Consider the following 24,366-nt stretch of genomic DNA (forward strand, 5'->3'; position numbering starts at 1 on the left):
ACCATTGAACTAAGCCCGCGCGGGCGATAGGTCAAAGTCAGCCTGTCCAGGTTCTGGAGCCTCAATGTTTCGTCCCGCCGTTCTCGCCGCCGCCGTCATCGGCCTCGCCGCCGTCGCCGGGGGCTGTACGCCGCTGACGAGCTATTCGGGCTTCCAGGCCATCGAGGCCAAGCCCGCCGACATGAAGATCGGCGAGGACAGCAAGTCGACCGTCACCGAAAAGCTGGGCTCGCCCTCGGCCACCTCGACCTTCGACCAGAACGCCTGGTACTACATCTCGCAGACCACGGACCGGGTCGCCTTCTACAAGCCGCGGGTGATCAAGCGCGACGTGGTGGCGATCAAGTTCAATCCGGCCGACGAAAAGGTCGCCTCGGTCGACACCTACACGCTGAAGGACGGCAAGGTCATCGCCTATAACGGCCATGAGACCCCGACCCGCGGCCGCGAGATGACGATCCTCGAACAGCTGCTGGGCAACGTCGGCCGCGGCGGCATGCTGCCGCAAGAGGACGACACCCCCGGCAACCGTCCGCAGGACCGTCGCTAGGGTCCAGCGGACGCACGCCGCAACCCGTTAAGAATAACCACCTGATTCTCTGCGACATTTTTTCGCGGTATCAACGTTTTCTCAACGACGACGCCTCCATTCTCCGGGCCTAGGGTCGCGACGGCCTGCCGCCGCGCCGCGCCCGCCCCGGGGGGAAGATCTTGAGCGCGCCCGACCTGCGCCCGTTGACGGTGCTGATCATCGACGACAACGCGCCGATGCGCGAGATCATCGCCACGGTCCTCAAGTCGCTGGGTGTGCGCAAGATCCTCGAGGCCAGCGACGGCGTCGAGGCCCTGAAGGCGGTCACCGAGCGCGAAGTCGACATCATCTTCACCGACCTGATGATGCAGCCGGTCGACGGCCTGGCCTTCATTCGCTGGGTGCGGACCTCGCCGGCCAGCGCCAATCCGTACACGCCGATCATCATGGTCACCGGCCACGCCACCCGCGCCAGCCTGGACGAGGCCCGCATGGCCGGCGTCACCGAGTTCCTGGCCAAGCCCCTCACCGCGCGCGGGGTGCTGCACCGGGTCAACGAGGTGATCAACAACCCGCGCGACTTCGTTCGGGCCGGCGCCTATTTCGGTCCCTGCCGCCGCCGCAGGATCGATCACGACTATGTCGGCCAGGAACGGCGCGGCGTCGCCGAGGCGGCCGCCGCGCCGGCCTTCGACGCCTATGGCCGGGCCGACCCCACGCCGGTGCTCGATCCGGAAGACGTGTACTGATCATCGCCGCGCTCAGCGGCCGGCGAACGGCCAGACCAGGGCGATCAGGCTGGGCGCCACCACCAGGATCAGCGCGGTGAGCGGCGCGCCCAGCCGGGCGTAGTCGCCAAAGCGGTAACCGCCGGGGCCCAGCACTAGGGTGTTGCACTGATGCCCGACCGGGGTGAGGAAGTCGCACCCCGCCCCGACCGCGACCGCCATCAGGAACGGATCCGGACTCAATCCCAGATGCTTGGCCAGGCCCAGGCCGATCGGGGCGACGATCAGCACCGTGGCGGCGTTGTTCAGGAACGGGGTCGCCGCCATGGCCACGGCCATCATCGCCGTCAGGGTCAGCAGCGGCGGCAGGCCGTGGAACGCGCCCGACAGCCAGCCGGCGATCAGGTCCGTGCCGCCGCTGGCCTGCACCGTGTCGCTGACCGGGATCAGGGCGGCCACCAGCACCAGCACCGGGGCGTCCAGCGACGCATAGGCCTCGCGCATCCGCAGGGCGCCGGTGGCCACCACCACGACAGCCGCCGCGAAGAAGCCGCCGGCCACCGGCAGGACGCCGAACGCCACCAGCAGCATGGCCGCGGCCAGGATGGCGGTCGGCAGCAGGGCGTGGCGAAAGCCCCCCAGCCGCACCTCGCGCTCGGCCAGCGGCAGGCAGCCCAGGGCCTGCAGGGCGGCGGGCAGCAACTGCTCGGCGCCCTGCAGCACCAGGATGTCGCCGGCCTTCATCCGCACGGTCGCCAGGCGGCCGGCCATGCGATAGCCGGCGCGGCTGACGCCCAGCAGGTTGACGCCATAGGTGTCGTTCAGGGTCATGCCCCGGGCGGTCTGGCCGATCAGGTCCGACTCCGCGCCAATGACCGCCTCGACCACCCGCACCTCGTCGGTCGGCGCCTCCATGACGACCGGCCGGTCGGCGTCGCTGAGCTTCAGCCGCGCCTTGACGATCAGCTCGTTCAGTTCCTGCTGCTGGCCTTCCAGCAGCAGGACGTCGCCGGGCTGGAGCTTGCGGTTGGGATGCGGCGAGGCGATGCGCCGGCGGCCGCGCAGCAGGGCCACGACGACCACCGCCTCCCCGGCCGCCTTCCGCAGGTCGGCGATGCGGCCGAGGCCGAAACTCCAGCCCTCCGGGACCTCCACCTCGGTGACATAGGCGTTGGCCGCCAGGGCCGCGTCGATGTCGATGGCCGCCGCCCGGCTCTTGGGCAGCAGACGATAGGCGAAGGCCAGGTAGGCGATCGCCAGCACCGACAGGGTCCCGCCCACCGGCATGAAGTCGAACATGGCGAAGGGCCTGCCCAGGGCCTCGCGCCGCACCTCCGAGACGATGATGTTGGGCGAGGTGCCGACCAGCACCGCCAGGCCGCCGACCAGCGAACCGAACGACATCGGCATCAGGAGCCGCCCCGGCGACACGCCCGTGGTGCGGGCGATGCGCAGGGCCGAAGGCATCATCAGCGCCAGGGCCCCGACGTTCTTGGTGACCATCGACAGCACCGTCGTGGCGGTCGACAGCACGGGAACCTGGGTGCGCTCGTCCTTCAGACGCGGCAGCAGCGGGGCCATCAGGGTGTCGACCAGGCCTGAGCGCGAGATCGCCGCACTCAGCACCAGGGCGCTGGCGATGATCACCACGATGTCGTTGGAAAAGCCGGCGAAGGCCGACTTGATCGGGATCAGCCCGCACGCCACGCCCACGGCCAGGGCCGCCAGCGCGATCAGGTCGTAGCGCCAGCGCCCCCAGATGAAACACAGCACCGTCGCGCCGATCAGGCCGAAGGACAGTCCCTGCTGCAGCGTCACGCGCCGTCGTCTCCACCACCCTGACCATCGACCCGGCCCGCCCAGACAACGGCCGCGGCGGTGTTCCGTTCACCGCCGCCACATGAACCGAAGACAACGACGCGCTCCGGGAACGTTCAGCCGAAACCGGGTTTATGGCCTCGATCGGACGCGCCGAGCGCCCGACAGGACATCGTCGGAGACAACATCATGAAGCGCACTCTTCTCGCCCTGGCCGCCCTGGCCACCGTCGCCGCCGCCCCGCTGGCCGCCCAGGCCGCCCCGTGGCAGACCATCAACCAGCGCCAGGCCAATCTGGAGCACCGCATCGACCAGGGCGTCCGCAACGGCTCGCTGACCCGCTCGGAAGCCCTGCGCCTGCGCGGCGAGTTCCGCTCGCTCAGCCGCCTGGAAGCCAACTATCGCCGGTCGAACGGCCTGTCGATGCGCGAGCGCGCCGACCTGGACGCCCGCTTCGATCGCCTGAGCCGCCAAATCCGGGCCGAGCGCCACGATCGCCAGGACTATCGCCACGACGGCCGCCGCAGCTAGGCTGATTGTCCACCCCAATGAAAACGCCCCGGAGGGAAACCTCCGGGGCGTCGTCATGCCAGGTGAGTTTAACGCCCTGCGTCCTTGATCAGACGCCGTGGGCCAGGATCGCCAGCAGCAGCAGGGCCACGATGTTGGTGATCTTGATCATCGGGTTCACGGCCGGGCCGGAGGTGTCCTTGTAGGGATCGCCGACGGTGTCGCCGGTGACGGCGGCCTTGTGGGTGTCTCCGCCCTTCTTGTGCAGGACGCCGTCCTTGTCGGTGAAGCCTTCCTCGATCACCTTCTTGGCGTTGTCCCAGGCGCCGCCGCCGCTGGTCATCGAGATGGCGACGAACAGGCCGGTGACGATCACCCCCATCAGCATGGCGCCCAGCGAGGCGAAGGCGTCGACCTTGCCGGCGATGGCCTGGATCACGAAGAACAGCACCACCGGCGAGACCACCGGCAGCAGCGACGGCACGATCATCTCGCGGATCGCCGCCTTGGTCAGGATGTCCACGGCCTTGCCGTACTCGGGCTTGACGTCATAGGTCATGATGCCCGGGTTCTCGCGGAACTGGCGGCGCACCTCGGCCACGACCGACTCGGCCGCCCGGCCCACGGCGGTCATCGACATGCCGCCGAACAGGAAGGGCAGCAGCCCCCCGAACAGCAGGCCGACCACCACATAGGGGTTGGACAGGTCGAAGGTCACCGGACCCATGCCGTCGAAGAAGCTGCCCGGAGTGGCGTTCTCCGAGAAGAACTTCAGGTCCTCGGTATAGGCGGCGAACAGCACCAGGGCGCCCAGGCCGGCCGAACCGATGGCGTAGCCCTTGGTGACGGCCTTGGTGGTGTTGCCCACGGCGTCCAGGGCGTCGGTGGTGACGCGGACCTCCGGCGGCAGGCCGGCCATCTCGGCGATGCCGCCGGCGTTGTCGGTGACGGGGCCGAAGGCGTCCAGGGCGACGATGAAGCCGGCCAGGGACAGCATGGTGGTGGTGGCGATGGCGATGCCGAACAGGCCGGCCAGGTTATAGGTCACCAGGATGCCGACGATGATGGTCAGGGCCGGCAGGGCCGTGGATTCCAGCGACATGGCCAGGCCCTGGATCACGTTGGTGCCGTGGCCGGAAACCGAGGCCTGGGCCACCGACTTCACCGGGCGGAAGTTGGTGCCGGTATAGTACTCGGTGATCACCACGATCGCGGCGGTGACGGCCAGGCCGACCAGGCCGCAGTAGAACAGGTTGTCGGCGGTGAACATCCGGCCGTCCAGCTCGATCGGGATCGGCACCAGCTGGTGGATCACGTACCAGACCGCCGGGATCGACAGCACGCCGGTGACGATCAGGCCCTGGTAGAGGGCGCCCATGATGTTCTGCTTCTTGCCCAGGCGCACGGCGAACGAGCCGAGGATCGAGGTCACGATGCACACCGCGCAGATGGCCAGCGGCAACAGCATCATCGAACCGACCACCTCGGTGCCGCCGAAGAAGATCGCGGCCAGCACCATGGTGGCGACCGTGGTCACCGCATAGGTCTCGAACAGGTCGGCGGCCATGCCGGCGCAGTCGCCGACATTGTCACCGACGTTGTCGGCGATGGTCGCGGCGTTGCGGGGATCGTCTTCCGGAATGCCGGCCTCGACCTTGCCGACCAGGTCCCCGCCGACGTCGGCGCCCTTGGTGAAGATGCCGCCGCCCAGCCGGGCGAAGATCGAGATCAGGCTGGCGCCGAAGCCCAGCGAAACCAGCGAGTCGACCACCACCCGGTCGGTGCCCTCATGGCCCATCGACAGCAGGACGGCGAAATAGCCCGCCACGCCGATCAGGGCGAAGCCCGCCACCAGCATGCCGGTCACCGCGCCGGAGGTGAAAGCCATCGACAGGCCCTTGGCCAGGCTCTCCGACGAGGCCTGAGCTGTGCGGACGTTGGCGCGCACCGAGATCAGCATGCCCGCGAAGCCGGCCGCGCCCGACAGGATCGCGCCCAGGGCGAAGCCCACCGGCTGTTCCCACGACTTGAAGAAGAAGCCCAGCAGGGCGATGACCACCACGCCGACGATGGCGATCGTCGTATACTGGCGGTTCAGATAGGCCTGGGCCCCTTCCTGGATCGCCGCGGCGATCTCCTGCATCTTCGCATTGCCGGGCGAAGCCCGCATCAGAGACGCCGTCTGCACGGCGCCGTACAGCACCGCCAGCAGCCCGGCCCCTATGGCCACATAAAGCCAAGAACTCATCGGTCAGTCGCCCTCTTCGCGTTTCAATCACGAGGGGTCGCCGCCGCGACAGGATCACGATCATAGAGACCGCCCCCGGCCGCACGCGACGGGCGGGCCTATGGCCTCATGCCCCCTCGATGCTCCCTGATGACGCCGGGTCGGCGCCAAGGCCAGGACAGTGCCAAATGGGCGCAGGGTGTCAACCGCTTGCACGAACGGCGTTCAGCCAGGCTTTCGCCCGCGTCGGCGGCCGTGGACGTTTCCCCGGAGGCTAGGGAACGAGGTCGGAGTCGCCAGCCGGCGCAGGTCGCGGTCCCGGCTTGGGCTTGGCCGGCGGCGCGACGAAGTTGCGGGGGGTCTGCTTGACCACCGTCACTAGCGCCACCTTGCCCGGTCCGATCAGCCCGTTGGCCTCGCGCAGCACCGAGGCCTTCAGCCGGGCTTCGTCCAGGGCGACATAGCTGTCGGGACGCACGAACGGCTTGTTGTGGGCCTCGCGCACGATGGAGTCCCGCAGCAGCGGCTCCTTGCCTTCGAAGACCGTGACCAGCACGCCGGGCTTCAGGGTGATGGTCATCTGCACGAAGACGTAGTTGACCAGCTTGCCGGCCGCGATGATCGGCAGAGCCATCGACTGCAGCTTGATCACCGGATCGGGCGCCTTCTCGCCCTCGCCCTTCTTCTCGCTCCGCGCCGAGGCGGGAGTCGTGGCCAGCAGCGCCAGCGGAATGGCGGCGAGCAAGGCGCGACGAGAAGCAAGGGCGGCATGGGTCATGCCACCGCCTTAACCAACAAGACTTGAGGTTTTGCTACCAGGCCGTCACTCGGATGACGAAACAGCCTCCGAGGCGCCGGACAGGCGCCGTTGAACCGCAACCTCTTGCACATTCACGAGCGATACAGCCATATGGCGAGGCGTCCGGGGGGTCCATGAACTTTCGAAAAGATATTAATGGATTGCGCGCCATCGCCGTGGCGCTCGTTCTCTTGTTTCACTTTCAGGTACCGCTTTTTTCCGCCGGCTACCTGGGAGTCGATGTCTTTTTCGTGATTTCCGGCTTCCTGATGACTCGCATCATCTTCGGGAACACCGATCAGAACACCTTTAATATTTTAAACTTTTACCGCGACAGATTTTCCAGAATTTTCCCTGCTCTTGGCGTCGTAGTGTTCTGCGTCCTTCTGTTTGGATTGTTTTCGCTAGATCCGATAACGCTATCCACCGCCGCCAAGCACGGTTTCGGATCGCTCCTGTTCATATCGAATATCCAGTATTGGCGAGAATTCGGATATTTCTCCGAGGAAAGCAAAGCCAACTGGTTCCTCCACACTTGGTCCCTGGGGGTGGAATGGTGGTTCTATATTCTCTACCCCGCCGTCATCGTCGCCTTGAAACCCTTCGTGCGGACCCAACGCGCGCGGTTCCTGATGCTTGGCAGCGCGTTGCTGCTCTCCTTGGCGCTCTCGGCGGCGAGCGATCTGGCGCCTTCGAACCGCGCGCACGCCTTCGGCTTTTTCATGCTGCCGGCCCGCGCCTGGGAGATGTTGGCCGGCGGCGTCATCGCCATTCGCGCCAATTGGCTGGCCCAGCGCGGCGCGCGCCAACGCTTGGCGGTCGAACTGTTCGGCCTCGGCTTGATCGCGTTGAGCGTCTTCCTTCTTGGAGACGCAACCAAATGGCCTACGGCGTTGGAAGCCATCCCCGTCGTCGGCGCGTGCCTGATCCTGGCCGCACAAGCCCCTGGAACGGTCCTGGGATCGGGCGCTCTGCAGAGCATCGGCGCGGCGTCCTACTCGATCTATCTGTGGCACTGGCCGCTGATCGTCGGCCTCAACTACTTCGACCTCAAGTCCTGGCCCTACGCGCTCGGCGCCTTGGTCGCGTCCCTGATCCTCGGCGGTCTGAGCTATCGCTGGGTGGAACGTCCCGCCCAAGCCTGGTTGAAGACCGGCAAGAGCCAGGGCTACAAACTCTCGGCCGGCCTGGCCCTGGCGGGGGCGCTGGCGGTCGGCGCGGCCGTGATCGTCCTCGCGGCGGGCCTGCCCGCGCGGATCAAGGGCGATCCGATCCTCTACGCCGACGCCGTGGCCGCCTCCAGCGACCATGCGCCATCCGACAAGGCGTGTGGGGGCCTATCTCCTCTGGACGGCGCGCTGAGGCCCTGTGTGGTAGGGGTTTCAAGGCCTGGTCATGATGTCGTGGTGATCGGCGATTCCTTCGCCGAGATGTGGTTCGCCCGCGCTCACCTGCTCGCGCCGAGCCTCCAGGACCATGCCGTCGTGCTGCTCACCCAGGGCGGTTGCCCGCCGATCAGCGGCGTCGAAAAATTGCAGGCCGGATCGCTCTGTGCGCAATTCCACGAGGCCGCGATCAAGGAGATGCGCAAGCCGCGATATGGCTCGGTGCTCTATGCGTCGATGTGGACGACCTATTTCCGCGGGGAGAAACCGCTGGTGAACGTCGACGGCCCCACGGCGATACGCAGACTTGCCGTGGAGATCGCCGACCTGAACGGCCGAGGCAAACACGTCGCGATCCTGGGTACGACGCCCTACCCCGCATTCGATGTGCCGCGCGAACTCCGCCTGGCGACCTTCAGCGGCAAACCGACGCTCGCCAATCGCGATTTCGACTTCGACCAGGTCTCCACCCAATCCTACGCCATGGATCGAGACCTCAAGGCCCTGCATGGCGTCGAGTTCATCGACCCAAGGGCCTATCTCTGCGACGGATCGACCTGCCCGCTCGTCCGCGACGGCCGGTCACTGTACAGCGACCCTGCCCATCTCCGCTATTCCTCCGCCGGAGAGCATGGTCAGTTTCTGGACGCTTGGCTGTTGGCCAGGGCCGGCGTCGCCGCCAGCGGCAGGACACGAGCGATGGAAGAGGGAGGGGTCATACCCATTTCTTGACCAGGAAGACCCGAGGCCTGGCGCCCCGCACCGCCGCTTCATTGGGCTGCTGGTTTGAAACACTTTGGCCCAATTCAACGCCGATCGTGCATCGGCGCGGCCAATGGCCAGCTCAGCCGTGCAGCCAGCCCAGCCGTTCGGGCGTGATGTCCTTGCCCTTGAACAGGGCGCAGATCCCCTCGCCTTCCACGAACTCGCCGATGTCGCGCACCGGGACGCCGGCGGCCATGGCGGCGGCCTGGAAGGCGGCCACGTCGGTGGGATCGACCGCGCAGACGATCTCGTAGTCGTCGCCGCCCGAGGCCAGCGACATCCGCGCCTCGCCGGCCTCCGGCTGGGCGCCCAGCCAGTGGCGGGCGCCGGGCGACAGCGGCAGGCGGTCGAGATCGACATTCACGCGCAGGCCGCTGGCCTTGGCCACGTGGGCGGCGTCGGCCAGCAGGCCGTCGGAGACGTCGGCGGCGGCGCGGGCGTAGGCGCGCAGGGCGTCGCGGATGGCCAGGCGGGGCGGCGGCAGGCGGTAGCGGCGCACCAGGCCGCCGTCGGGGTCCTCGACCTCGCCCCAGTGGGCCAGCAGGCCCAGCCAGCCGTCGCCGATCGTGCCGCTGACCATCAGCCGGTCGCCGACTCGCGCGCCCTTGCGCAGCACCGCGTCGCCACTGGGCACCCAGCCCAGGAAGGTGGCCGAGACCACCATCGGGCCGGAAGTTGTGACCGTGTCGCCGCCCAGCAGGCTGACGTCGTAGAGCGCGCCGTCCTCGGCCAGGCCGCGCGCGAAGGTCTCGCGGTCGGTCAGGGTGGTGCCCGAGGGCCAGCCCACGGCCAGGAAATAGCCGTAGGGAACCGCGCCCTTGGCCGCCAGGTCCGACAGGTTGGTGCGCAGCAGCCGCTTGGCCACCACGTCCAGGTCCTCGCCCGCCAGGAAGTGCACGCCGGCCACCATGGCGTCCTTGGTGATCACCAGGTCGTAGCCGGGGCGCGAGGGCAGCACGGCCGCGTCGTCCAGCAGGTCGAGCGCCGCGGCGTCGCCACGGGTCAGCGGCCGCAGCAGCCGCTCGATCAGGCCGAACTCGTCGACCGGCGGCGCGGCGGCCGGGGCCGCGGCCTCGTCGAACCACGCGTCGTCGACCGCCGCCGCGTCCGGCGTCGGCTCGTCGAACCAGTCGTCGTCAGCTTCTGGCGTCACGCGCGATGGCGTCCAGGGCGCCGTTGATGAAACCGGATTCCGGTCCCTCGAAGAACGATTTGGCGATCTCGACATATTCGTCGATCACGACCTCCTTCGGCACGTCGGGCCTGTGCATCAGCTCGAAGGCTCCCGAGCGCAGCACCGCGCGGGCGGTGGCGTCCAGGCGCTCCAGCTTCCAGCCCGAGGCCAGGCGCCGGACGATGGCCTGGTCGATGCCGGCCTGGTGGGCGACGACGCCCTTGGCCAGTTCGGCGAAGAAGGCCTCGTCGGCCTGGGCCAGGCGGTCGCCGTCCGGCCCGTCGACGTCGCGGTCGAACCGATGCTCGGAGAACTCGCGGACCACCGCGTCGACGCCGACGCCGGAGACTTCCATCTGGTACAGGGCCTGGACGGCGGCCAGGCGGGCCACCGAGCGGGGCTGGATGCGATCGCCCCGGCTCATCGCGATTGCCCCGCCAGCTGGCGCTTCAGGCCAACGATCTCCAGGCATTGCTGCGCGGCCTTGCCGCCGCGGTCGCCCTCGGAGACGCGGGCCCGGCTCCAGGCCTGGTCTTCCTCGTCGACATTGACGACGCCGTAGCCGATGGCCAGGCGCTTGCCGAACGACAGGTCGTTGAGGCCGCGGGCGGTCTCGTTGGCCATGACCTCGGAATGATAGGTCTCGCCCCGGATGATCACGCCCAGCGCCACGAACCCGTCATAGCGCACGCCGACGGGCCGATGACCGGCCTCCTCGGCCAGGGCGATGGCGGTGGGGATCTGCATCGCTTCGGACACGGTGATCACATCGTACTCGGCGCCCTGGGCGTCGATCGCCTGCGCCGCACCTTGCAGCAACGCGTCGGAAAGCCCCGAATAGCGCCGGGCCTCCACGATCAGCAGGCGAATCTTGTCTTCCACCATAGTCCTTTGACTTCTCCTCGACGGGGCAGGTCACTTCGCACCAAACGGCGCCGTCGCCAAATCGAAACGTAGCCCCGGCGGCTTTGCCGCCGAAGCCGAATCGTAGAATGCGCCTATAGCTCGTCCTCGGCGACGTCGCTGAGGCCTTCCTGGCCGAGAAACTTCGCGAAATCGCTGGTTTCCCGGAAATCGCGATAGACCGAGGCGTAGCGGACATAGGCGACGTCATCGAGCGACTTCAACGCCTTCATCACCATTTCGCCCACCGCCGACGACGGCAGCTCGGTCTCGCCCTGGCTTTCCAGCTGGCGGACGATGCCGTTGACCATCCGCTCGACCCGCTCGGGATCGACCGGCCGCTTGCGCGTGGCGATCGAGATCGAGCGCACCAGCTTCTCGCGATCGAACGGCGAGCGCCGCCCCGACCGCTTGACGATGGTCAGCTCGCGCAGTTGCACCCGCTCGAAGGTGGTGAAGCGGCCGCCGCACTCCGGGCACAGCCGACGACGGCGGATCGCCGCCCCGTCTTCCGACGGGCGGCTGTCCTTCACCTGGCTTTCCATGTGGCCGCAGAACGGGCAGCGCATGATCTAGGCCCTCCCGCCTGATGCAGGCCTATTAGTTGTAGATCGGGAACCGGGCCGTCAAGGCCAGGACTTCCTCGCGCACCTTGGCCTCGACCTCGGCGTTGCCGTCCGGGCCGTTAGCGGCCAGGCCGTTGACGACCTCGCCGATCAGCTGGCCCACGCGGGTGAACTCGGCCGTCCCGAAGCCGCGGGTGGTGCCGGCCGGGGTGCCCAGGCGGATGCCCGAGGTCACGGTGAACGGCGCGGTGTCGAACGGCACGCCGTTCTTGTTGCAGGTCATGTGGGCGCGCTCGAGGCTGTGCTCGGCGTCGCGACCGGTCACGCCCTTGGGGCGCAGGTCGACCAGCATCAGGTGGCTGTCGGTGCCGCCCGAGACGATGTTGACGCCCTGGGTCTGCAAGGCTTCCGACAACGCCCGGGCGTTGTCGATCACCTGTTGCGCATAGGCCTTGAAGCCCGGCTGCAGCGCTTCGCCAAACGCGACCGCCTTGGCGGCGATCACGTGCTCGAGCGGGCCGCCCTGCAGGCCGGGGAACACCGCCGAATTGACCTTCTTGATGATCGCCTCGTCATTGGTCAGCACCATGCCGCCGCGCGGGCCGCGCAGGGTTTTGTGGGTGGTGGTGGTGACCACGTGAGCGTGCGGGATCGGGCTGGGGAACACGCCGCCGGCCACCAGGCCCGCGAAGTGGGCCATGTCGACCATCAGATAGGCCCCGACCGCGTCGGCGATCTGGCGGAAGCGGGCGAAGTCGATGTGGCGGCTGTAGGCGCTGCCGCCGGCGATGATCAGCTTGGGTTTGTTGGCCTTGGCGACTTCCTCGACCGCGTCGTAGTCGATCAGCTGGTCCTGCTGGCGCACGGTGTAGGACACCGGCTTGAACCACTTGCCCGACTGGTTGGCGGGGCTGCCGTGGGTCAGGTGGCCGCCGGCGGCCAGGTCCATGCCCAGGAAGGTGTCGCCCGGCTGCAGCAGCGACATGAACACCGACTGGTTGGCCTGCGAGCCCGAATGCGGCTGGACGTTGGCGAAGCCCGCGCCGAACAAGGCCTTGGCCCGCTCGATGGCGATGGTCTCGATCTCGTCGACATATTCGCAGCCGCCGTAATAGCGCTTGCCCGGATAGCCCTCGGCGTACTTGTTGGTCAGGATCGAGCCCTGGGCCTCCAGCACGGCGCGCGAGACGATGTTCTCGGACGCGATCAGCTCGATCTGGTTCTGCTGGCGATTCAGTTCCAGGCCGATGCGGTCGAAGATGTCGCGGTCGGCCGCGGCCAGGTCGGCCCCGAAGAAGGCGCTCTTGTCGGCGGTGATGTTGCTGGCCGGTGCGGTCATGGACGCTCTCCTGGGGCTGGGAGACTGGAAAGATGTCGAAGTGTCGGACTCGGGCGAGTTCGGTCGCGCTCTCTTTACCCCCCTTCGCGCCGCGATCAATCCGGGAACCTCATCCCAAGCCGAGGCGTTGCGAAGGAAGCGGCGCCAGAGGGTCTGGCGGAGCGGCGTTTTGGCGACTTCCAAGCAGATCGAAGACAGGGTGGAAAGAGTATGGCGACGGCGTACGGCGAGGCGGAAACCCATGACGACGGCGTCGACATTCTGGGCCTAAGCGCGGGGATCGTGGCCGCCTACGTCGCCCAGAACACGGTGGCCCGCGCAGCGATCCCCGACCTGATCCGCTCGGTGCACGGCGCCCTGTCGGCCCTGGGTTCCGCCCAGGCCGACCAACAACCCGCCGAGCGCAACAAGCCCGCGGTTCCGGTCTCGCGGTCGGTCCAGCGCGACTACATCGTCTGCCTGGAAGACGGCAAGAAGCTGAAGATGCTCAAGCGCTACCTGCGCACCCACTACGACATGAGCCCCGAGGAATACCGCCGCAAATGGTCGCTGCCCGGCGACTATCCGATGGTCGCCCCGGCCTATGCCGAGCGTCGCTCCGACTTCGCCAAGTCGATCGGGCTGGGCAAGGGCAAGATGCGGGGGCGCTAGGCGCCGCGTTCGGCGATCCAGTCCCGTGCGGCCTTTCGCGCCAGCACGACGCGCGGACGAAGGTCCAGTTCGACTTCGGGCGGCAGTCCGACCATCATCGCCTCGGCCTCGTCGAGACCGGCCACATCTTCGGCGGCGTCTCCAATATACCCCCAAGGCAGTTCGTGCTGGTTGTAGGTGATGTCGCGCAGGAGATTCTCGATGAGATCGATGCGGGCCGGCTCAAGACCGGGATCGCGCTTCAGCGCCTCGCGCAGATAGGGTTCCGCCGGCGCGTGATAGGTCGAACCACCCGTGGAGAGGCGCGCGAGCCAGACCCATGGCCAAGGATCGGCCGGTGACGCCGCCGACCAATCCTCCAGGGTCGGACGCACCAGCAGACGAAAAAGGGGAACCGGCAGCACCGCCTCGGCCTGGCCGCCATAGGCCCGACGGCGCTCGCCTACCCAGAGGGCGAAGGTGACGCGTTCCGGCAAGGACCAGAGAACGGCTTCCGCGATAAAGGCGTCCAGAGCGACGAACGCATCGCGCCGCAGGCCCTCGCCCCTTAGCCGGCAATAGGTCGCGAAGGACGTCCAGCCGGGGCGCTCGGCGGCCTCCCCGGCCAGCGCCCGGACATAACCCGGATCGTACAAGCAGGTCTCTTTACGCCGCGTGGCCGCCCATGCGGGCCACGTTGCAGTGGGCCCAGAGCTTTTCCATCGCCCCGACCAGCTTGCGCATCATGTCGTCGGTGTGGAACGGCGTGGGGGTAAAGCGCAGGCGCTCGGTGCCGCGCGGCACGGTCGGATAGTTGATCGGCTGCACATAGACGCCGTGGTCGACCAGCAGCATGTCGCTGATCAGCTTGGTGTGGTGGGGGTCGCCGACCAGCACCGGCACGATGTGGCTGTCGTTGTCCATCACCGGCAGGCCGGCGGCCTTGAACATCGCCTTCAGCGTCCGGGCGCGCTCCTGGTGGGCTTCGCGGACCTCCGGGTGCTGCTTGAGGTACTTCACGCTGGCCAGCGCCCCGGCGGTCAGGGCCGGCGGCAGCGAGGTGGTGAAGATGAAGCCCGAGGCCACCAGGCGGATGGCGTCCACCACCACGGCGTCGCCGGTGATGTAGCCGCCCATCACCCCGAACGCCTTGCCCAGGGTGCCTTCGATGATGTCGATCTGGTCCATCAGGCCGTCGCGCTCGGCGACGCCGCCGCCGCGCGGGCCGTACATGCCCACGGCATGGACCTCGTCCAGATAGGTCATCGCGCCGTACTTCTTGGCCAGGGCCACGGTCCCGGCCATGTCGGCGATGTCGCCGTCCATCGAATAGACGCTCTCGAAGGCCACCAGCTTGGGCGCGTCGGCCGGCGCGGCGGCCAGCAGTTCCTCAAGGTGCGCCAGGTCGTTGTGGCGGAAGATGTGCCGCTCGCAGCCGCCGTTGCGGATGCCGGCGATCATCGAGGCGTGGTTCTGGGCGTCGGAGAAGATGATCAGGCCCGGCAGGATCTTCTGCAGCGCCGACAGGCTGGCCTCGTTGGAGACATAGCCCGAGGTGAACAGCAGGGCCGCTTCCTTGCCGTGCAGGTCGGCCAGCTCGGCCTCCAGCTCGACATGGTGGTGGTTGGTGCCGGAGATGTTGCGGGTGCCGCCCGAGCCCGAGCCGTGCTGGTCGATCGCCGCGTGCATGGCGTCCAGCACCACGGGATTCTGGCCCTGGCCCAGATAGTCGTTCGAGCACCAGACCACGATCTCGCTCTCGCCGCCGTCCGGACGGGTCCAGGTGGCGCGCGGAAAGGCGCCGCGATGGCGCTTCACATCGGCGAACACCCGATAGCGGCCTTCGTCACGGATCTGGTCGACGGCGCTGCGGAACGCGGCTTTGTAGTCCATGGTCTTCTCACCCGACGGACTTCGACGAGTCCGATCGGTCCCTTCTCAAGGCTTGGCTTTTCGCACTGGCGACGCACGCTGTCCACATACGGAAATGTACCTAGGCCGGCGATGACGCGAATGGACGCGCCGCCTTCGTGAACGAACAGGCGCTCAAGACCCGGTTTTTTTTGGACGATCAGGCCAGGTCGGCGAGCTTGCCGCGCAGCATCTGCAGCACGGCGGAGAAGTCCTTGCCCCCGAAGCCGTTGGCGTCGAACAGGGCGTAGAGAGCCTCGGCCTGGGCGCCCAGGGGCGTGGCGGCCCCGGCCTTGGCGGCGGCGTCCTGGGCCAGTTTCAGGTCCTTGAGCATCATGGCCGTGGCGAAGCCGCCCTGGTAGCCGCGGTCGGCGGGGGTCGAGGGGCCCACGCCCGGGACCGGGCAATAGGTCGACACCGACCAGCACTGGCCCGACGACTGACTGGCGATCTCGAAGAACCGCTCGGCCGCCAGGCCCAGCTTCTCGGCCAGGGCGAAGGCCTCGCAGGTCCCCAGCATCGAGATGCCCAGCAGCATGTTGTTGCAGATCTTGGCCGCCTGGCCGGCCCCATGGTCGCCAGCGTGGATGGTGGCCCGCGACATCGGGGCCAGGGCCGCTTCGACGGCTGGGAAATCAGCGGCGTCGCAGCCGACCATGAAGGCCAGGGTCCCGGCCTCGGCGGCCATGATCCCGCCCGACACCGGGGCGTCGGCAAAGCGGAAGCCCGCCGCCCTCGCCTGCCCGGCCACGGCGCGGGCGCTGTCGACGTCGATCGTGGAGCAGTCGATCAGCAGGGCCGATGTCGGCGCATGGGCCAGGACCTGCTCGCCGTACACCGAGCGCACGTGCGGGCCGGCGGGCAGCATGGTGATCACCACCTCGGCGTCCGCGACCGCCTCGGCCACCGAGCCCGCCGCCTGGCAGCCGACCGCCGCGGCCTTCTCCAGCGCCGCCGCCGACAGGTCGAAGGCCCTGACCTGATGCAGGGCCTTGGCCTGGTTGGCGGCCATGCCGCCGCCCATGTTGCCCAGCCCGATGAAGGCGATGCGGGTCATCTGAGGTCTCCTCACGCGCAATGGCCGCGCCTTCGTGGGCGCAGAATTTTTGTTATATTTCACAATAGGTTGTCATCCCGAAAGCCTCGCAGGGGCTGTCCGGGATCCAGGGGACTGGGCGAATGCGGTGCAGCCGCCCCTGGGTCCCGGACAACGCTACGCGCTTCCGGGATGACAACTTTCAGAGTTGGAAGCGCCCCTACCGCGCCCCCGCCGGCTTGCGGAACTTGTAGATGAACTGGTCGGTCTTGCCGCGGATCGACGGGTCGAAGACGCTGAGCTTGCGGGTGTCGGACCGGTCGCGCAGCACCCGGCTCTCGCCCTCGAAGATGAAGCCGGCGGCGGTGACCTCGCGCTTGACCGCCTCGGCGTCGATGCGGTGCAGGGTTTCGGTGTCGCGCAGGCCCGAGCCGGGCTCGGCCGAATGGTCGACGACCAGATAGACCCCACCTGGCTTCAGGGCCCTGAAGATCTGGCGGTTGACCGCTGACAGGTCGGCCGGGCCCATGAACTTGTTGTGCATGTCGTGGTAGTTCTGGGCGGTGAAGACCAGGTCCAGCTTCTCCGGCGTGGCGAAGTTGGGCAGGGTGTTGAGGATCACCGACACGTTCTTGTAGGCCGGGTCCCGGGCGATGGCGGTCACGGCCGGCTCGCGCTTGGCCAGCTTGGTCAGCTCGTCCGGCACATAGGCGTAGACGTGGCCGCGCGGCCCGACGGCCTTGGACAGGATGCGGGTGAAATAGCCGCCGCCGGGGATCAGGTCTGCGACCTTGGCGCCCGGCTTGACGCCGGCGAAGGCCAGGGTCTGGCCCGGCAGGCGGTTCTCGTCGCGGACCATGTCGGCGGCGGGACGCTTCGAATCGGACAGGGCCGCGGCGATGTTGGCGGGAATCGCGGCGGGCGCGTCGGTCGCCGGCGGCGGTGGCGGCGCCCCCGGCCCCATCGGAGTCGTGGCGCAGCCCGCCAGGGCGAGCACGGCGACGAGGCTGATTAGCGGCTTACGCATGGGTATTCCTTCCGACGGCGTCTTCTCGTTGCGGGCAAGCTAGCGCAGCAATCAAGCTACGTCAGCGGCGACCACTCCTGATCGGCCGGGAGCGGCGCGAAAATCTCATCCAACATGGCGTCGGAGACATCTTCAAGCTTGGCCGGATCCCATTTCGGCGCGTTGTCCTTGTCGACGATCACGGCGCGGACGCCCTCGATGAAGTCGTGCCGCCGCACCACGCGCGAGCCGATCCGATACTCCATGGCCATGTTGTCGGCGAAGTCGGTCATCACCGCTCCCGCCTCCAGCTCGCGGAAGGCCACCTTCAGGGTCTGGGGCGACTTGGTCTTCATCGTCGCCAGCTGGGTCTTGCCCCAGTCGCTGCTGTCGGCCTCCAGGAATTCGAAGATCTGCTCGACGCTGTCGCCGACGAACAGACGGTTCAGGTCCTGCTCGAAACTGACCAACGGGGCCTTGCCGGCGTCGGCGCGGTACTTCCTCAGCGTTTCCTCGATGCGGCGCGGATCGGCGACGATCGCCTTCTTCAGCCCCTCGACGGCGCCGAATTCGACGAAGTGGGTGGCGATCCCCAGCCTCAGGCAGTCCGCGCCCTTGATCCGCGCCCCGGTCAGGGCCAGCCACAGCCCCGCCTTGCCCGGCAGGCGCGGCAGGTACCAGCCGCCGCCGACGTCCGGGAACAGGCCGATGCCGGTCTCGGGCATGGCGAAGGTCGTGCGCTCGGTGGCGATCCGGTAGTGGGCCGGCATCGAGATCCCGACCCCGCCGCCCATCACCACCCCGTCCAGGATCGCCACCACCGGGGTGTCATAGGTGAACAGCAGGTGGTTCAGCTGGTACTCGGTATGGAAGAAGGCCCGCGCCTCGACCGCGTCGCCCGCGCCGCTGCGGGCCAGCATGCGGATGTCGCCGCCGGCGCAGAAGCCCCGCTCGCCGGCGTGGTCGATGATGACCATGTAGATCTCGGGATCGTCGCGCCAGTCCAGCAGGGCGGCGATCATGGTCTCGCACATGGTCTGGGTCAGGGCGTGCAGCGCCTGGGGCCGGTTCAGCGTCAGCCGGCCGACGTTCTTCTGGACGCGGACAAGGACTTCGGGCTGGTCGTTCATACGGCTTCCTTGGCGGCTTCCTTGGCCGGCTCGGGGTCCTCGACCGGCTCGCAGTCGAAGCGGACGATCTGGCCGGCGCGCAACCGGTAGAGGGCGTCCTGCGGCACGTCCTGCTCCAGGATCTCGGCGGGCGACAGGCCGGCATAGGCGCCGCGCAGCAGGCGGCCGGCGATGCCGTGGCTGACCACGATCAGCCGGCGCTCCGGCTCTGCGGCCTGGTCGGCCAGCCAGCCCGACACCCGCGCCATCACCTGGTCGTAGGTCTCGCCGCCCGGCGCGGCGAAGAACCAGGTGCGGTCGGCGAAGAGTTCGGGATGGTCGCGCTCAAGCTCGGCCCGCAGGCGGCCTTCCCACGCGCCAACCGTCAGCTCCATCAGCCGGTCGTCGAATTCGACCGGCAAGCCCAGCTTGGCGCCAATGATCCCGGCCGTGTCCCTGGCCCGCCGCAACGGGCTGGCGACGATCCGCCAGGGCCGGTCCGTGTCGCGCTGAACCAGCTCACGCAGCAGGTCGCCCATCGCCCCGGCCTGGGCGCGCCCCAGCGGCGTCAGGTCGGACTCGCACTGGCCCTGCAAGCGATGCGCGCGGTTCCACTCGGTCTGGCCGTGGCGGCAGAGATAGATCACGCGCTCGTCGCCCTCAGATCAAAACATCGTAGCCCAACCTGGGCGGCGACGGCCAGCAAGGCTTCGTCCCTCGACGCCAGCGCCCATTCTCGATCAAGGGCCAGGGCTAGGTAGGCAGTATCGAACAAGCTCAGCCCCGTCCGGCGCGCGAGGGCCACGAGATTGTCCATGTCGATCGTCGATCCGTTGGCGCGCAGGTCGAGCCGCCTATAGATAGCGAGCGCCTCCTCATAGGCCGTTTTGGACAGCGAACCTCGCCGTTCCAAGGTGACCAGGACGTTGAGCACCTCCCAGGAAAAGATGGCCGGAACCTCGAACGTCCAGGCGTCTCCGTCCCTCAGAAACGCTGTCGCGGCCGGGGTGGCCTGTGACCTTAGCATCCACGCGAGGGCCGCCGAGGCGTCGAGGACGACCGAAGTCATTCCCGCGCCATCCGCTTCAGGTCTTCCCAAGTCAGGTTATTGGTTTCCGGATGCTCGGTCGCGATCCGATCGCGCAGGCGCTCGAATTCGGCGACGAGGTCCTTGCCGGATCGCCGCGGCGGCAGGGGATCATCGCCGGAATTGGCCGGAGACAATCTCGCCACCGCGCGGCCATGGCGGGTGATCGTCACCGTCTCGCCGTCCTTCTCGACCGCGGCCAACAGCGACGACAAATGGGTCTTGGCTTCGAGCACGCCGACTTCACGCATGAGAGCCTCCCAATCTGACCAGTTATGGTCAGATTACCACATCACTGCCGGAACATCTCGCGCGCTATGATCACTCGCATGATCTCGTTGGTCCCTTCCAGGATCTGGTGCACCCGCAGGTCGCGGACGATGCGCTCCAGGGGATAGTCCTGCAGGTAGCCGTAGCCGCCGTGCAGCTGCAAGGCGTCGTTGGCGACCTGGAACCCCGCGTCGGTGGCGAAGCGCTTGGCCATGGCGCACAGCTTGGTGGCCTCCGGGTCGCGGTTGTCCAGGGCGTGGGCGGCGCGGCGCACCATCAGCCGGGCGGCCTCCAGCTCGGTGGCCATGTCGGCCAGCTTGAACTGCAGAGCCTGGAAGTCCTTCAGCGCCTTGCCGAACTGCTTGCGGCTCTCGAGATAGGCCTTGGCGGTGTCGAGCGCGAACTGGGCCCCGCCCAGCGAGCACGAGGCGATGTTCAGCCGCCCGCCGTCCAGGCCCATCATGGCGAAGCGGAAGCCCTCGCCTTCCTGGCCGATGCGGTTGGCGGCCGGCACGCGGCAGTCGTCGAAGTTCACCGCCGCGGTCGGCTGGGCGTTCCAGCCCATCTTGCGCTCGTTGGCCCCGAACGACAGCCCCGGCGTCCCCTTCTCGACCACGAAGGCCGACACGCCTTTGGCCCCGTCGCCGCCGGTGCGAGCCATGACCACATAGACGTCCGACACCCCGCCGCCCGAGATGAAGGCCTTGCCGCCGTTCAGGACATAGTGGTCGCCGTCCAGCCGCGCCGTCGTGCGCATGCCGGCCGCGTCCGAGCCGGAGCCTGGCTCGGTCAGGCAGTAGCTGGCGATCAGCTCCATGCTGGTCAGGCGCGGCAGGTAGCGGCGGCGCAGGTCGTCGGAGCCGAACCGGTCGATCATCCACGAGGCCATGTTGTGGATGGTCAGATAGGCCGCCGTCGGCACGTCCCCGTAGCTGAGAGCCTCGAAGATGATCGAGGCGTCCAGGCGCGACAGGCCGCTGCCGCCGACGTCGTCCTGGACATAGATGCCGGCGAAACCCAGGGACGCGGCCTCGCGCAGGACGTCAACCGGGAAGTGTTTCTTCTCGTCCCATTCGGCCGAATGCGGGGCAAGGCGTTCCGCCGCGAAGCCCGACGCCATGTCCTGGATAGCGCGTTGATCGTCGTTGAGCGCGAAATCCATGCGCGATATCCTCCCAAGCGGGGCAGAGTGAACCCCTCGCCTCTCTTGGCCGCTGACGTGCCGCGCCGCCGCGACTGTGTCAATCATATCCCACCTGGCGACTTTGAACGCCGCGGTGCGCAAAAAGCCCGCACCAAGTGTCGCACCGCCCTTGATCCGCCCGTCCTCCAGTATCAAATCGCGGCCATCGGAGGCGTTATCGTTCTGTCATGCGTAAGTTCACTGCCGTTTTCGCCGCCCTCGCGGCGCTGGTCACCCTCGTGTCCGCACCGGCCCAGGCCGCCGATCTCGGCGTGTGGACCGGCCCCAAGGACAATGTCCGGGTGGCGATCAAGAGCTGCGGGACCAGCACCTGCGGCACCGTGGTCTATGCCAGCCCCAAGGCCGAGGCCGACGCCCGCAAGAGCGGCCTGACCACCCTGGTCGGCCAGCAGCTGCTGCGCGACTTCGAGCCGACCCGCAACGGCAACATGCGCGGCAAGGTCTTCGTGCCGACCCTGAAGGTCACCCTGGTGGGCACCGCCGAGTTCATCGACGGCCGCACCATGAAGGCCAAGGGCTGCGTCCTGGGCGGGCTGATCTGCAAGTCCCAGGTCTGGCGGCGGATCGACGGCGTCCAGCAGGCCCGCGTCGACAACGTCAACTACGCCCCGTAATCCGCCCCCCTTTCTGGCGCCCTTAAGCAACCAACCGCCTTGCCTCGCGCCGCCCGTCGCGCGACACCCTAGGCCATGACCACGCCTCCGCTCGCCCCCTACCCCGCCACTCGCCTGCGCCGCCTGCGCCAGGCCGACTGGACCCGCCGCCTGGTCCGCGAGACCACGCTTGCCCCCTCCGACCTGATCTGGTCGATGGTGGTGCACGAGGGCGAAGGGACGATCCCGGTGGCCTCGATGCCCGGCGTCGAGCGCCTGAGCATCAGGGACGCCGCCAAGGCGGCCGTGCGAGCCCGCGATCTGGGCATCCCGGCCATCGCCATCTTCCCGCACATCGACGGGGCCCGGAAGGACGCGGCCGGCTCGATCGCCGCCGATCCGGACGGCGTGATCCCCCGCGCCGTCAAGGCCATGAAGGACGCCGCCCCCGAGGTCGGCATCATGTGCGACGTGGCCCTGGACCCCTTCACCGACCATGGCCACGACGGCGTGGTCGAGGGCGGCAGGATCCTCAACGACCCGACCATCGAGCGCCTGATCGAGCAGGGGCTGATGCAGGCGCAAGCCGGCGCCGACATCCTGGCCCCGTCCGACATGATGGACGGCCGCGTCGGCAAGCTGCGCGCGGCCCTGGAGGGCGCCAACTTCCAGGACACGATGATCATGTCCTACGCCGCCAAGTACGCCTCGGCCTTCTACGGCCCCTATCGCGACGCCATCGGCTCGGCCAAGCTCGGCGGCGGGCCCAATGGTCAAGGACTGGGCGACAAGAAGACCTACCAGATGGACCCGGCCAACAGCGAGGAGGCGATCCGCGAGGTCGCCCTCGACATCGCCGAGGGCGCGGACATGGTCATGGTCAAGCCCGGCCTGCCCTATCTCGACATCCTGCGCCGCCTGGTCGACGAATTCCGCATGCCCACCTACGCCTTCCAGGTGTCGGGCGAGTACGCGATGATCAAGGCCGCGGCCCAGAACGGCTGGATCGACGAGGAGCGCGCGGTCCTGGAGAGCCTGACCGCCTTCAAGCGGGCCGGCGCGGCGGGGATCATCACCTATTTCGCGCCCTGGGCGGCGGAAAAGCTGGGCTGAGATGCGGTTCGGCAAGCTCAAGTCGATCGCGCATAATTTCGCGGACTCGATCTCGAGCGGCATCGGCCTGCCGATCGGCATCTACGGCAGAGCGACCCAGGCCAAAGCCAAGTGATCGCGACCGAGCCCGTCATCGACATCGTCACCGCCGTGATCCGCGACGAGGCCGGCCGCATGCTGGTGGTCCGCAAGCGCGGCACGGCGATCTTCATGAAGCCGGGCGGCAAGCGCGAACCCGGCGAGGACGACCTGACCGCCCTGGCCCGCGAGCTGGACGAGGAGATCGGTTGCCGGCTGGTCGGCGCGAGCTTGCTGGGCGCCTTCGAGGCCCCGGCCGCCAACGAGCCCGGCTTCACCGTGCGGGCGGCGACCTATCTGGCGACGGTCGAGGGACGGATCGCCGCCCGCGCCGAGATCGAGGAACTGGCCTGGATCGACCCGGCCGCGCCGGGCGAGATCGTCCTGGCCCCGCTGATGCGCACCGTGCTGGCGGCGCTGGCGGCTAGATCCGGGTTCTAGCAAGGCCCCAAATGTTGTCATCCCGGCTGTAGCGAAGCGGAAGGCCGGGACCCAAGACCGCCGCACTGCGCCGGCCCCTGGGTCCCGGACAACCTCTGCGAGGCTTCCGGGATGACAACGCTTCTTGGGTTCTAGCGTTCGCGTTCAGTTTCGCGTGTGGCGGCCTAGATCCGCTCGAAGGCCTCACGCAGGATCGACGCCCGCCGCCCTTCCGGCCGGATCATCAGGAACTTGCCCGACCAGGTCCCGGGAACCGACCATCGGCCCTCGATCTCGGTGGCGTCGTCGCTCAGCGCGCCCTCGTAGGCGACCGAGTGGGTCCAGCCATTGCCGCCGTCATAGGTCTTGGTGAAGCTCACCGCCTGGCTGGCGCGCTTGCCCAGCAGGGTGGAAAACGCCTCGCACCAGTCGCCCCATTCGTCCTGGACGGTTTCGTGGATCGAGCCGCTGAGCCAGGCGCCGCTCTCGATCAGGGTGGCCGTGAAGCCGACCGGCGCCCGCGCCCTGGGATAGTGATAGAGCCCTTGCCAGATGCCCGTCAGATTGCCGTTCGCCGCCATGGTCGCGCCCCCGCCCTCGCGCCGACATAGACGCCGGGCCCGCGCCTCCCGTCAAGGTCGAGGCCCTCGCGCGAAACCCGGAACAGGCTTAGGGTGTTCCCAGTGTTCGGCCCGAGGCCGCGTACGACGGCCCGGGTCGACCTCGATAACGGAGGTGACGCATGGACGCCGATTTCAACGACACCGGGAAGCCCGAACTGCTCGCCCACGAGCAGACCTATCACGGATTCAGCATCCTCCTGCGATGGTGCATGCTGGGCCTGGCCACCACCATCTCCACCCTGACCCTGTGGTTCGCCACCCCGGCCGGCTTCTGGGGCGGGCTGGTCATCGGGATCGTGGTGTTCGCGGTCGGCTACGCCATCCTGGTCCGCCACGAGGAAAAGCAGCCGCTGAACCTGTGGGTCGAAGGGCGGTAGGCGACGGCCAGGGACGCTCCCTTACGGCAGGCGTCGGCCAGGCGACGCGCTGGCCATGGGGCGTGTTCCACAACCTCCCCTTCCAACCGTCATCCCGGGCCTCGCTGTTCAGTTCGGGGACATGGCGGACACCTGTTCGGGGACATGACTGACAGGTTTGGGG

Annotated in this window: 27 protein-coding genes; 9 read left to right on the forward strand and 18 right to left on the reverse strand. The window is 68.1% G+C overall.

The features are described 5' to 3' along the window. Nucleotides 1–64: 64 nt before the first annotated feature. Both AC07NX_RS23415 and AC07NX_RS23420 read left to right on the forward strand, forming a co-directional pair. Entirely contained in the window at nt 65–550 is a 486-nt protein-coding gene (locus AC07NX_RS23415) for an outer membrane protein assembly factor BamE (RefSeq protein WP_494645156.1), read from the forward strand. Between the two features lie 161 nt (nt 551–711). Then, nucleotides 712–1,281 (forward strand): response regulator, encoded by a 570-nt coding sequence (locus AC07NX_RS23420; RefSeq protein WP_494645158.1) that lies wholly within the window; start codon nt 712–714, stop codon nt 1,279–1,281. A gap of 12 nt (nt 1,282–1,293) precedes the next feature. Here AC07NX_RS23420 and AC07NX_RS23425 read toward each other — a convergent pair whose 3' ends face one another. Then, a complete protein-coding gene (locus AC07NX_RS23425) occupies nt 1,294–3,078 on the reverse strand; it encodes an SLC13 family permease (RefSeq protein WP_494645160.1) in 1,785 nt (594 codons plus the stop codon). A gap of 189 nt (nt 3,079–3,267) precedes the next feature. Between AC07NX_RS23425 and AC07NX_RS23430 the strand changes: the two genes are divergently transcribed. Next, nucleotides 3,268–3,609: a hypothetical protein gene (locus AC07NX_RS23430; protein WP_494645162.1), complete on the forward strand. Its 342-nt coding sequence runs from the start codon at nt 3,268–3,270 to the stop codon at nt 3,607–3,609. 88 nt (nt 3,610–3,697) lie between these two features. On the opposite strand, the gene AC07NX_RS23435 is transcribed toward AC07NX_RS23430, so the two are convergent. Beyond that, nucleotides 3,698–5,836 carry a sodium-translocating pyrophosphatase gene (locus tag AC07NX_RS23435; protein WP_494645164.1) on the reverse strand — a complete coding sequence of 713 codons (2,139 nt, stop codon included), beginning with the start codon at nt 5,834–5,836 and terminating at the stop codon, nt 3,698–3,700. Nucleotides 5,837–6,089: 253 nt separating this feature from the next. Then, complete coding sequence (locus AC07NX_RS23440) at nt 6,090–6,593, reverse strand: hypothetical protein (protein ID WP_494645165.1); 504 nt, start codon at nt 6,591–6,593, stop codon at nt 6,090–6,092. A 155-nt stretch (nt 6,594–6,748) separates the two neighbouring features. Here AC07NX_RS23440 and AC07NX_RS23445 point away from each other — a divergent pair, with 155 nt between their 5' ends. Next, entirely contained in the window at nt 6,749–8,731 is a 1,983-nt protein-coding gene (locus AC07NX_RS23445) for an acyltransferase family protein (RefSeq protein ID WP_494645167.1), read from the forward strand. Nucleotides 8,732–8,843: 112 nt separating this feature from the next. Here AC07NX_RS23445 and thiL read toward each other — a convergent pair whose 3' ends face one another. From thiL to glyA, 5 genes are all read right to left on the reverse strand, one after another. Then, on the reverse strand, nt 8,844–9,992 hold the full coding sequence (gene thiL, locus AC07NX_RS23450; RefSeq protein ID WP_494645168.1) for a thiamine-phosphate kinase: 1,149 nt from the start codon (nt 9,990–9,992) through the stop codon (nt 8,844–8,846). Continuing rightward, the gene (gene nusB / locus AC07NX_RS23455; protein WP_494645170.1) at nt 9,901–10,362 is read right to left on the reverse strand and encodes a transcription antitermination factor NusB; all 462 of its coding nucleotides are present in this window, start codon (nt 10,360–10,362) and stop codon (nt 9,901–9,903) included. The genes thiL and nusB overlap by 92 nt, the downstream gene beginning before the upstream one ends. Beyond that, entirely contained in the window at nt 10,359–10,823 is a 465-nt protein-coding gene (locus tag AC07NX_RS23460; protein WP_494645171.1) for a 6,7-dimethyl-8-ribityllumazine synthase, read from the reverse strand. Before AC07NX_RS23460 ends, nusB begins: the two co-directional genes overlap by 4 nt. A 113-nt stretch (nt 10,824–10,936) precedes the next feature. Further along, nucleotides 10,937–11,410 (reverse strand): transcriptional regulator NrdR, encoded by a 474-nt coding sequence (gene nrdR, locus AC07NX_RS23465; protein ID WP_028040434.1) that lies wholly within the window; start codon nt 11,408–11,410, stop codon nt 10,937–10,939. A 31-nt stretch (nt 11,411–11,441) separates the two neighbouring features. Then, the gene (glyA, locus tag AC07NX_RS23470; RefSeq protein ID WP_494645172.1) at nt 11,442–12,746 is read right to left on the reverse strand and encodes a serine hydroxymethyltransferase; all 1,305 of its coding nucleotides are present in this window, start codon (nt 12,744–12,746) and stop codon (nt 11,442–11,444) included. Between the two features lie 210 nt (nt 12,747–12,956). Between glyA and AC07NX_RS23475 the strand changes: the two genes are divergently transcribed. Next, complete coding sequence (locus AC07NX_RS23475) at nt 12,957–13,397, forward strand: MucR family transcriptional regulator (RefSeq protein WP_145683117.1); 441 nt, start codon at nt 12,957–12,959, stop codon at nt 13,395–13,397. Here AC07NX_RS23475 and AC07NX_RS23480 read toward each other — a convergent pair. The 9 genes from AC07NX_RS23480 to AC07NX_RS23520 form a co-directional block, all read right to left on the reverse strand. Then, the gene (locus tag AC07NX_RS23480; protein WP_494645174.1) at nt 13,394–14,032 is read right to left on the reverse strand and encodes a hypothetical protein; all 639 of its coding nucleotides are present in this window, start codon (nt 14,030–14,032) and stop codon (nt 13,394–13,396) included. The genes AC07NX_RS23475 and AC07NX_RS23480 overlap by 4 nt on opposite strands. A 10-nt stretch (nt 14,033–14,042) precedes the next feature. After that, nucleotides 14,043–15,269 carry a 5-aminolevulinate synthase gene (gene hemA, locus AC07NX_RS23485; RefSeq protein ID WP_494645175.1) on the reverse strand — a complete coding sequence of 409 codons (1,227 nt, stop codon included), beginning with the start codon at nt 15,267–15,269 and terminating at the stop codon, nt 14,043–14,045. Nucleotides 15,270–15,447: 178 nt separating this feature from the next. Next, nucleotides 15,448–16,359 carry a 3-hydroxyisobutyrate dehydrogenase gene (mmsB, locus tag AC07NX_RS23490; protein WP_494645177.1) on the reverse strand — a complete coding sequence of 304 codons (912 nt, stop codon included), beginning with the start codon at nt 16,357–16,359 and terminating at the stop codon, nt 15,448–15,450. Between the two features lie 184 nt (nt 16,360–16,543). Next, nucleotides 16,544–17,350: a class I SAM-dependent methyltransferase gene (locus AC07NX_RS23495; RefSeq protein WP_494645179.1), complete on the reverse strand. Its 807-nt coding sequence runs from the start codon at nt 17,348–17,350 to the stop codon at nt 16,544–16,546. Between the two features lie 56 nt (nt 17,351–17,406). After that, a complete protein-coding gene (locus AC07NX_RS23500; protein WP_494645181.1) occupies nt 17,407–18,459 on the reverse strand; it encodes an enoyl-CoA hydratase/isomerase family protein in 1,053 nt (350 codons plus the stop codon). After that, the gene (locus AC07NX_RS23505) at nt 18,456–19,085 is read right to left on the reverse strand and encodes a histidine phosphatase family protein (RefSeq protein ID WP_494645183.1); all 630 of its coding nucleotides are present in this window, start codon (nt 19,083–19,085) and stop codon (nt 18,456–18,458) included. The genes AC07NX_RS23500 and AC07NX_RS23505 overlap by 4 nt, the downstream gene beginning before the upstream one ends. Beyond that, nucleotides 19,082–19,507, reverse strand: a complete 426-nt coding sequence (locus AC07NX_RS23510) for a type II toxin-antitoxin system VapC family toxin (protein WP_494645185.1) — start codon at nt 19,505–19,507, stop codon at nt 19,082–19,084. The genes AC07NX_RS23505 and AC07NX_RS23510 overlap by 4 nt, the downstream gene beginning before the upstream one ends. Continuing rightward, a complete protein-coding gene (locus tag AC07NX_RS23515) occupies nt 19,504–19,776 on the reverse strand; it encodes a type II toxin-antitoxin system Phd/YefM family antitoxin (RefSeq protein ID WP_494645187.1) in 273 nt (90 codons plus the stop codon). Before AC07NX_RS23515 ends, AC07NX_RS23510 begins: the two co-directional genes overlap by 4 nt. Nucleotides 19,777–19,817: 41 nt before the next feature. Then, complete coding sequence (locus tag AC07NX_RS23520) at nt 19,818–20,957, reverse strand: isobutyryl-CoA dehydrogenase (RefSeq protein ID WP_494645189.1); 1,140 nt, start codon at nt 20,955–20,957, stop codon at nt 19,818–19,820. A 209-nt stretch (nt 20,958–21,166) separates the two neighbouring features. Between AC07NX_RS23520 and AC07NX_RS23525 the strand changes: the two genes are divergently transcribed. From AC07NX_RS23525 to AC07NX_RS23535, 3 genes are all read left to right on the forward strand, one after another. Beyond that, nucleotides 21,167–21,613 carry a DUF2147 domain-containing protein gene (locus AC07NX_RS23525; protein ID WP_035080619.1) on the forward strand — a complete coding sequence of 149 codons (447 nt, stop codon included), beginning with the start codon at nt 21,167–21,169 and terminating at the stop codon, nt 21,611–21,613. A 75-nt stretch (nt 21,614–21,688) separates the two neighbouring features. Then, on the forward strand, nt 21,689–22,705 hold the full coding sequence (gene hemB, locus AC07NX_RS23530) for a porphobilinogen synthase (protein WP_494645191.1): 1,017 nt from the start codon (nt 21,689–21,691) through the stop codon (nt 22,703–22,705). A gap of 111 nt (nt 22,706–22,816) precedes the next feature. Continuing rightward, complete coding sequence (locus AC07NX_RS23535; RefSeq protein WP_494645193.1) at nt 22,817–23,224, forward strand: NUDIX hydrolase; 408 nt, start codon at nt 22,817–22,819, stop codon at nt 23,222–23,224. Between the two features lie 164 nt (nt 23,225–23,388). On the opposite strand, the gene AC07NX_RS23540 is transcribed toward AC07NX_RS23535, so the two are convergent. Further along, on the reverse strand, nt 23,389–23,784 hold the full coding sequence (locus AC07NX_RS23540; protein WP_494645195.1) for a hypothetical protein: 396 nt from the start codon (nt 23,782–23,784) through the stop codon (nt 23,389–23,391). Between the two features lie 161 nt (nt 23,785–23,945). On the opposite strand from AC07NX_RS23540, the gene AC07NX_RS23545 reads away from it, so the two are divergent. Further along, nucleotides 23,946–24,203, forward strand: a complete 258-nt coding sequence (locus tag AC07NX_RS23545) for a hypothetical protein (protein ID WP_494645197.1) — start codon at nt 23,946–23,948, stop codon at nt 24,201–24,203. The last annotated feature ends 163 nt before the right edge of the window (nt 24,204–24,366 follow it).

Source organism: Caulobacter sp. GW821-FHT09A05 (assembly GCF_059418465.1).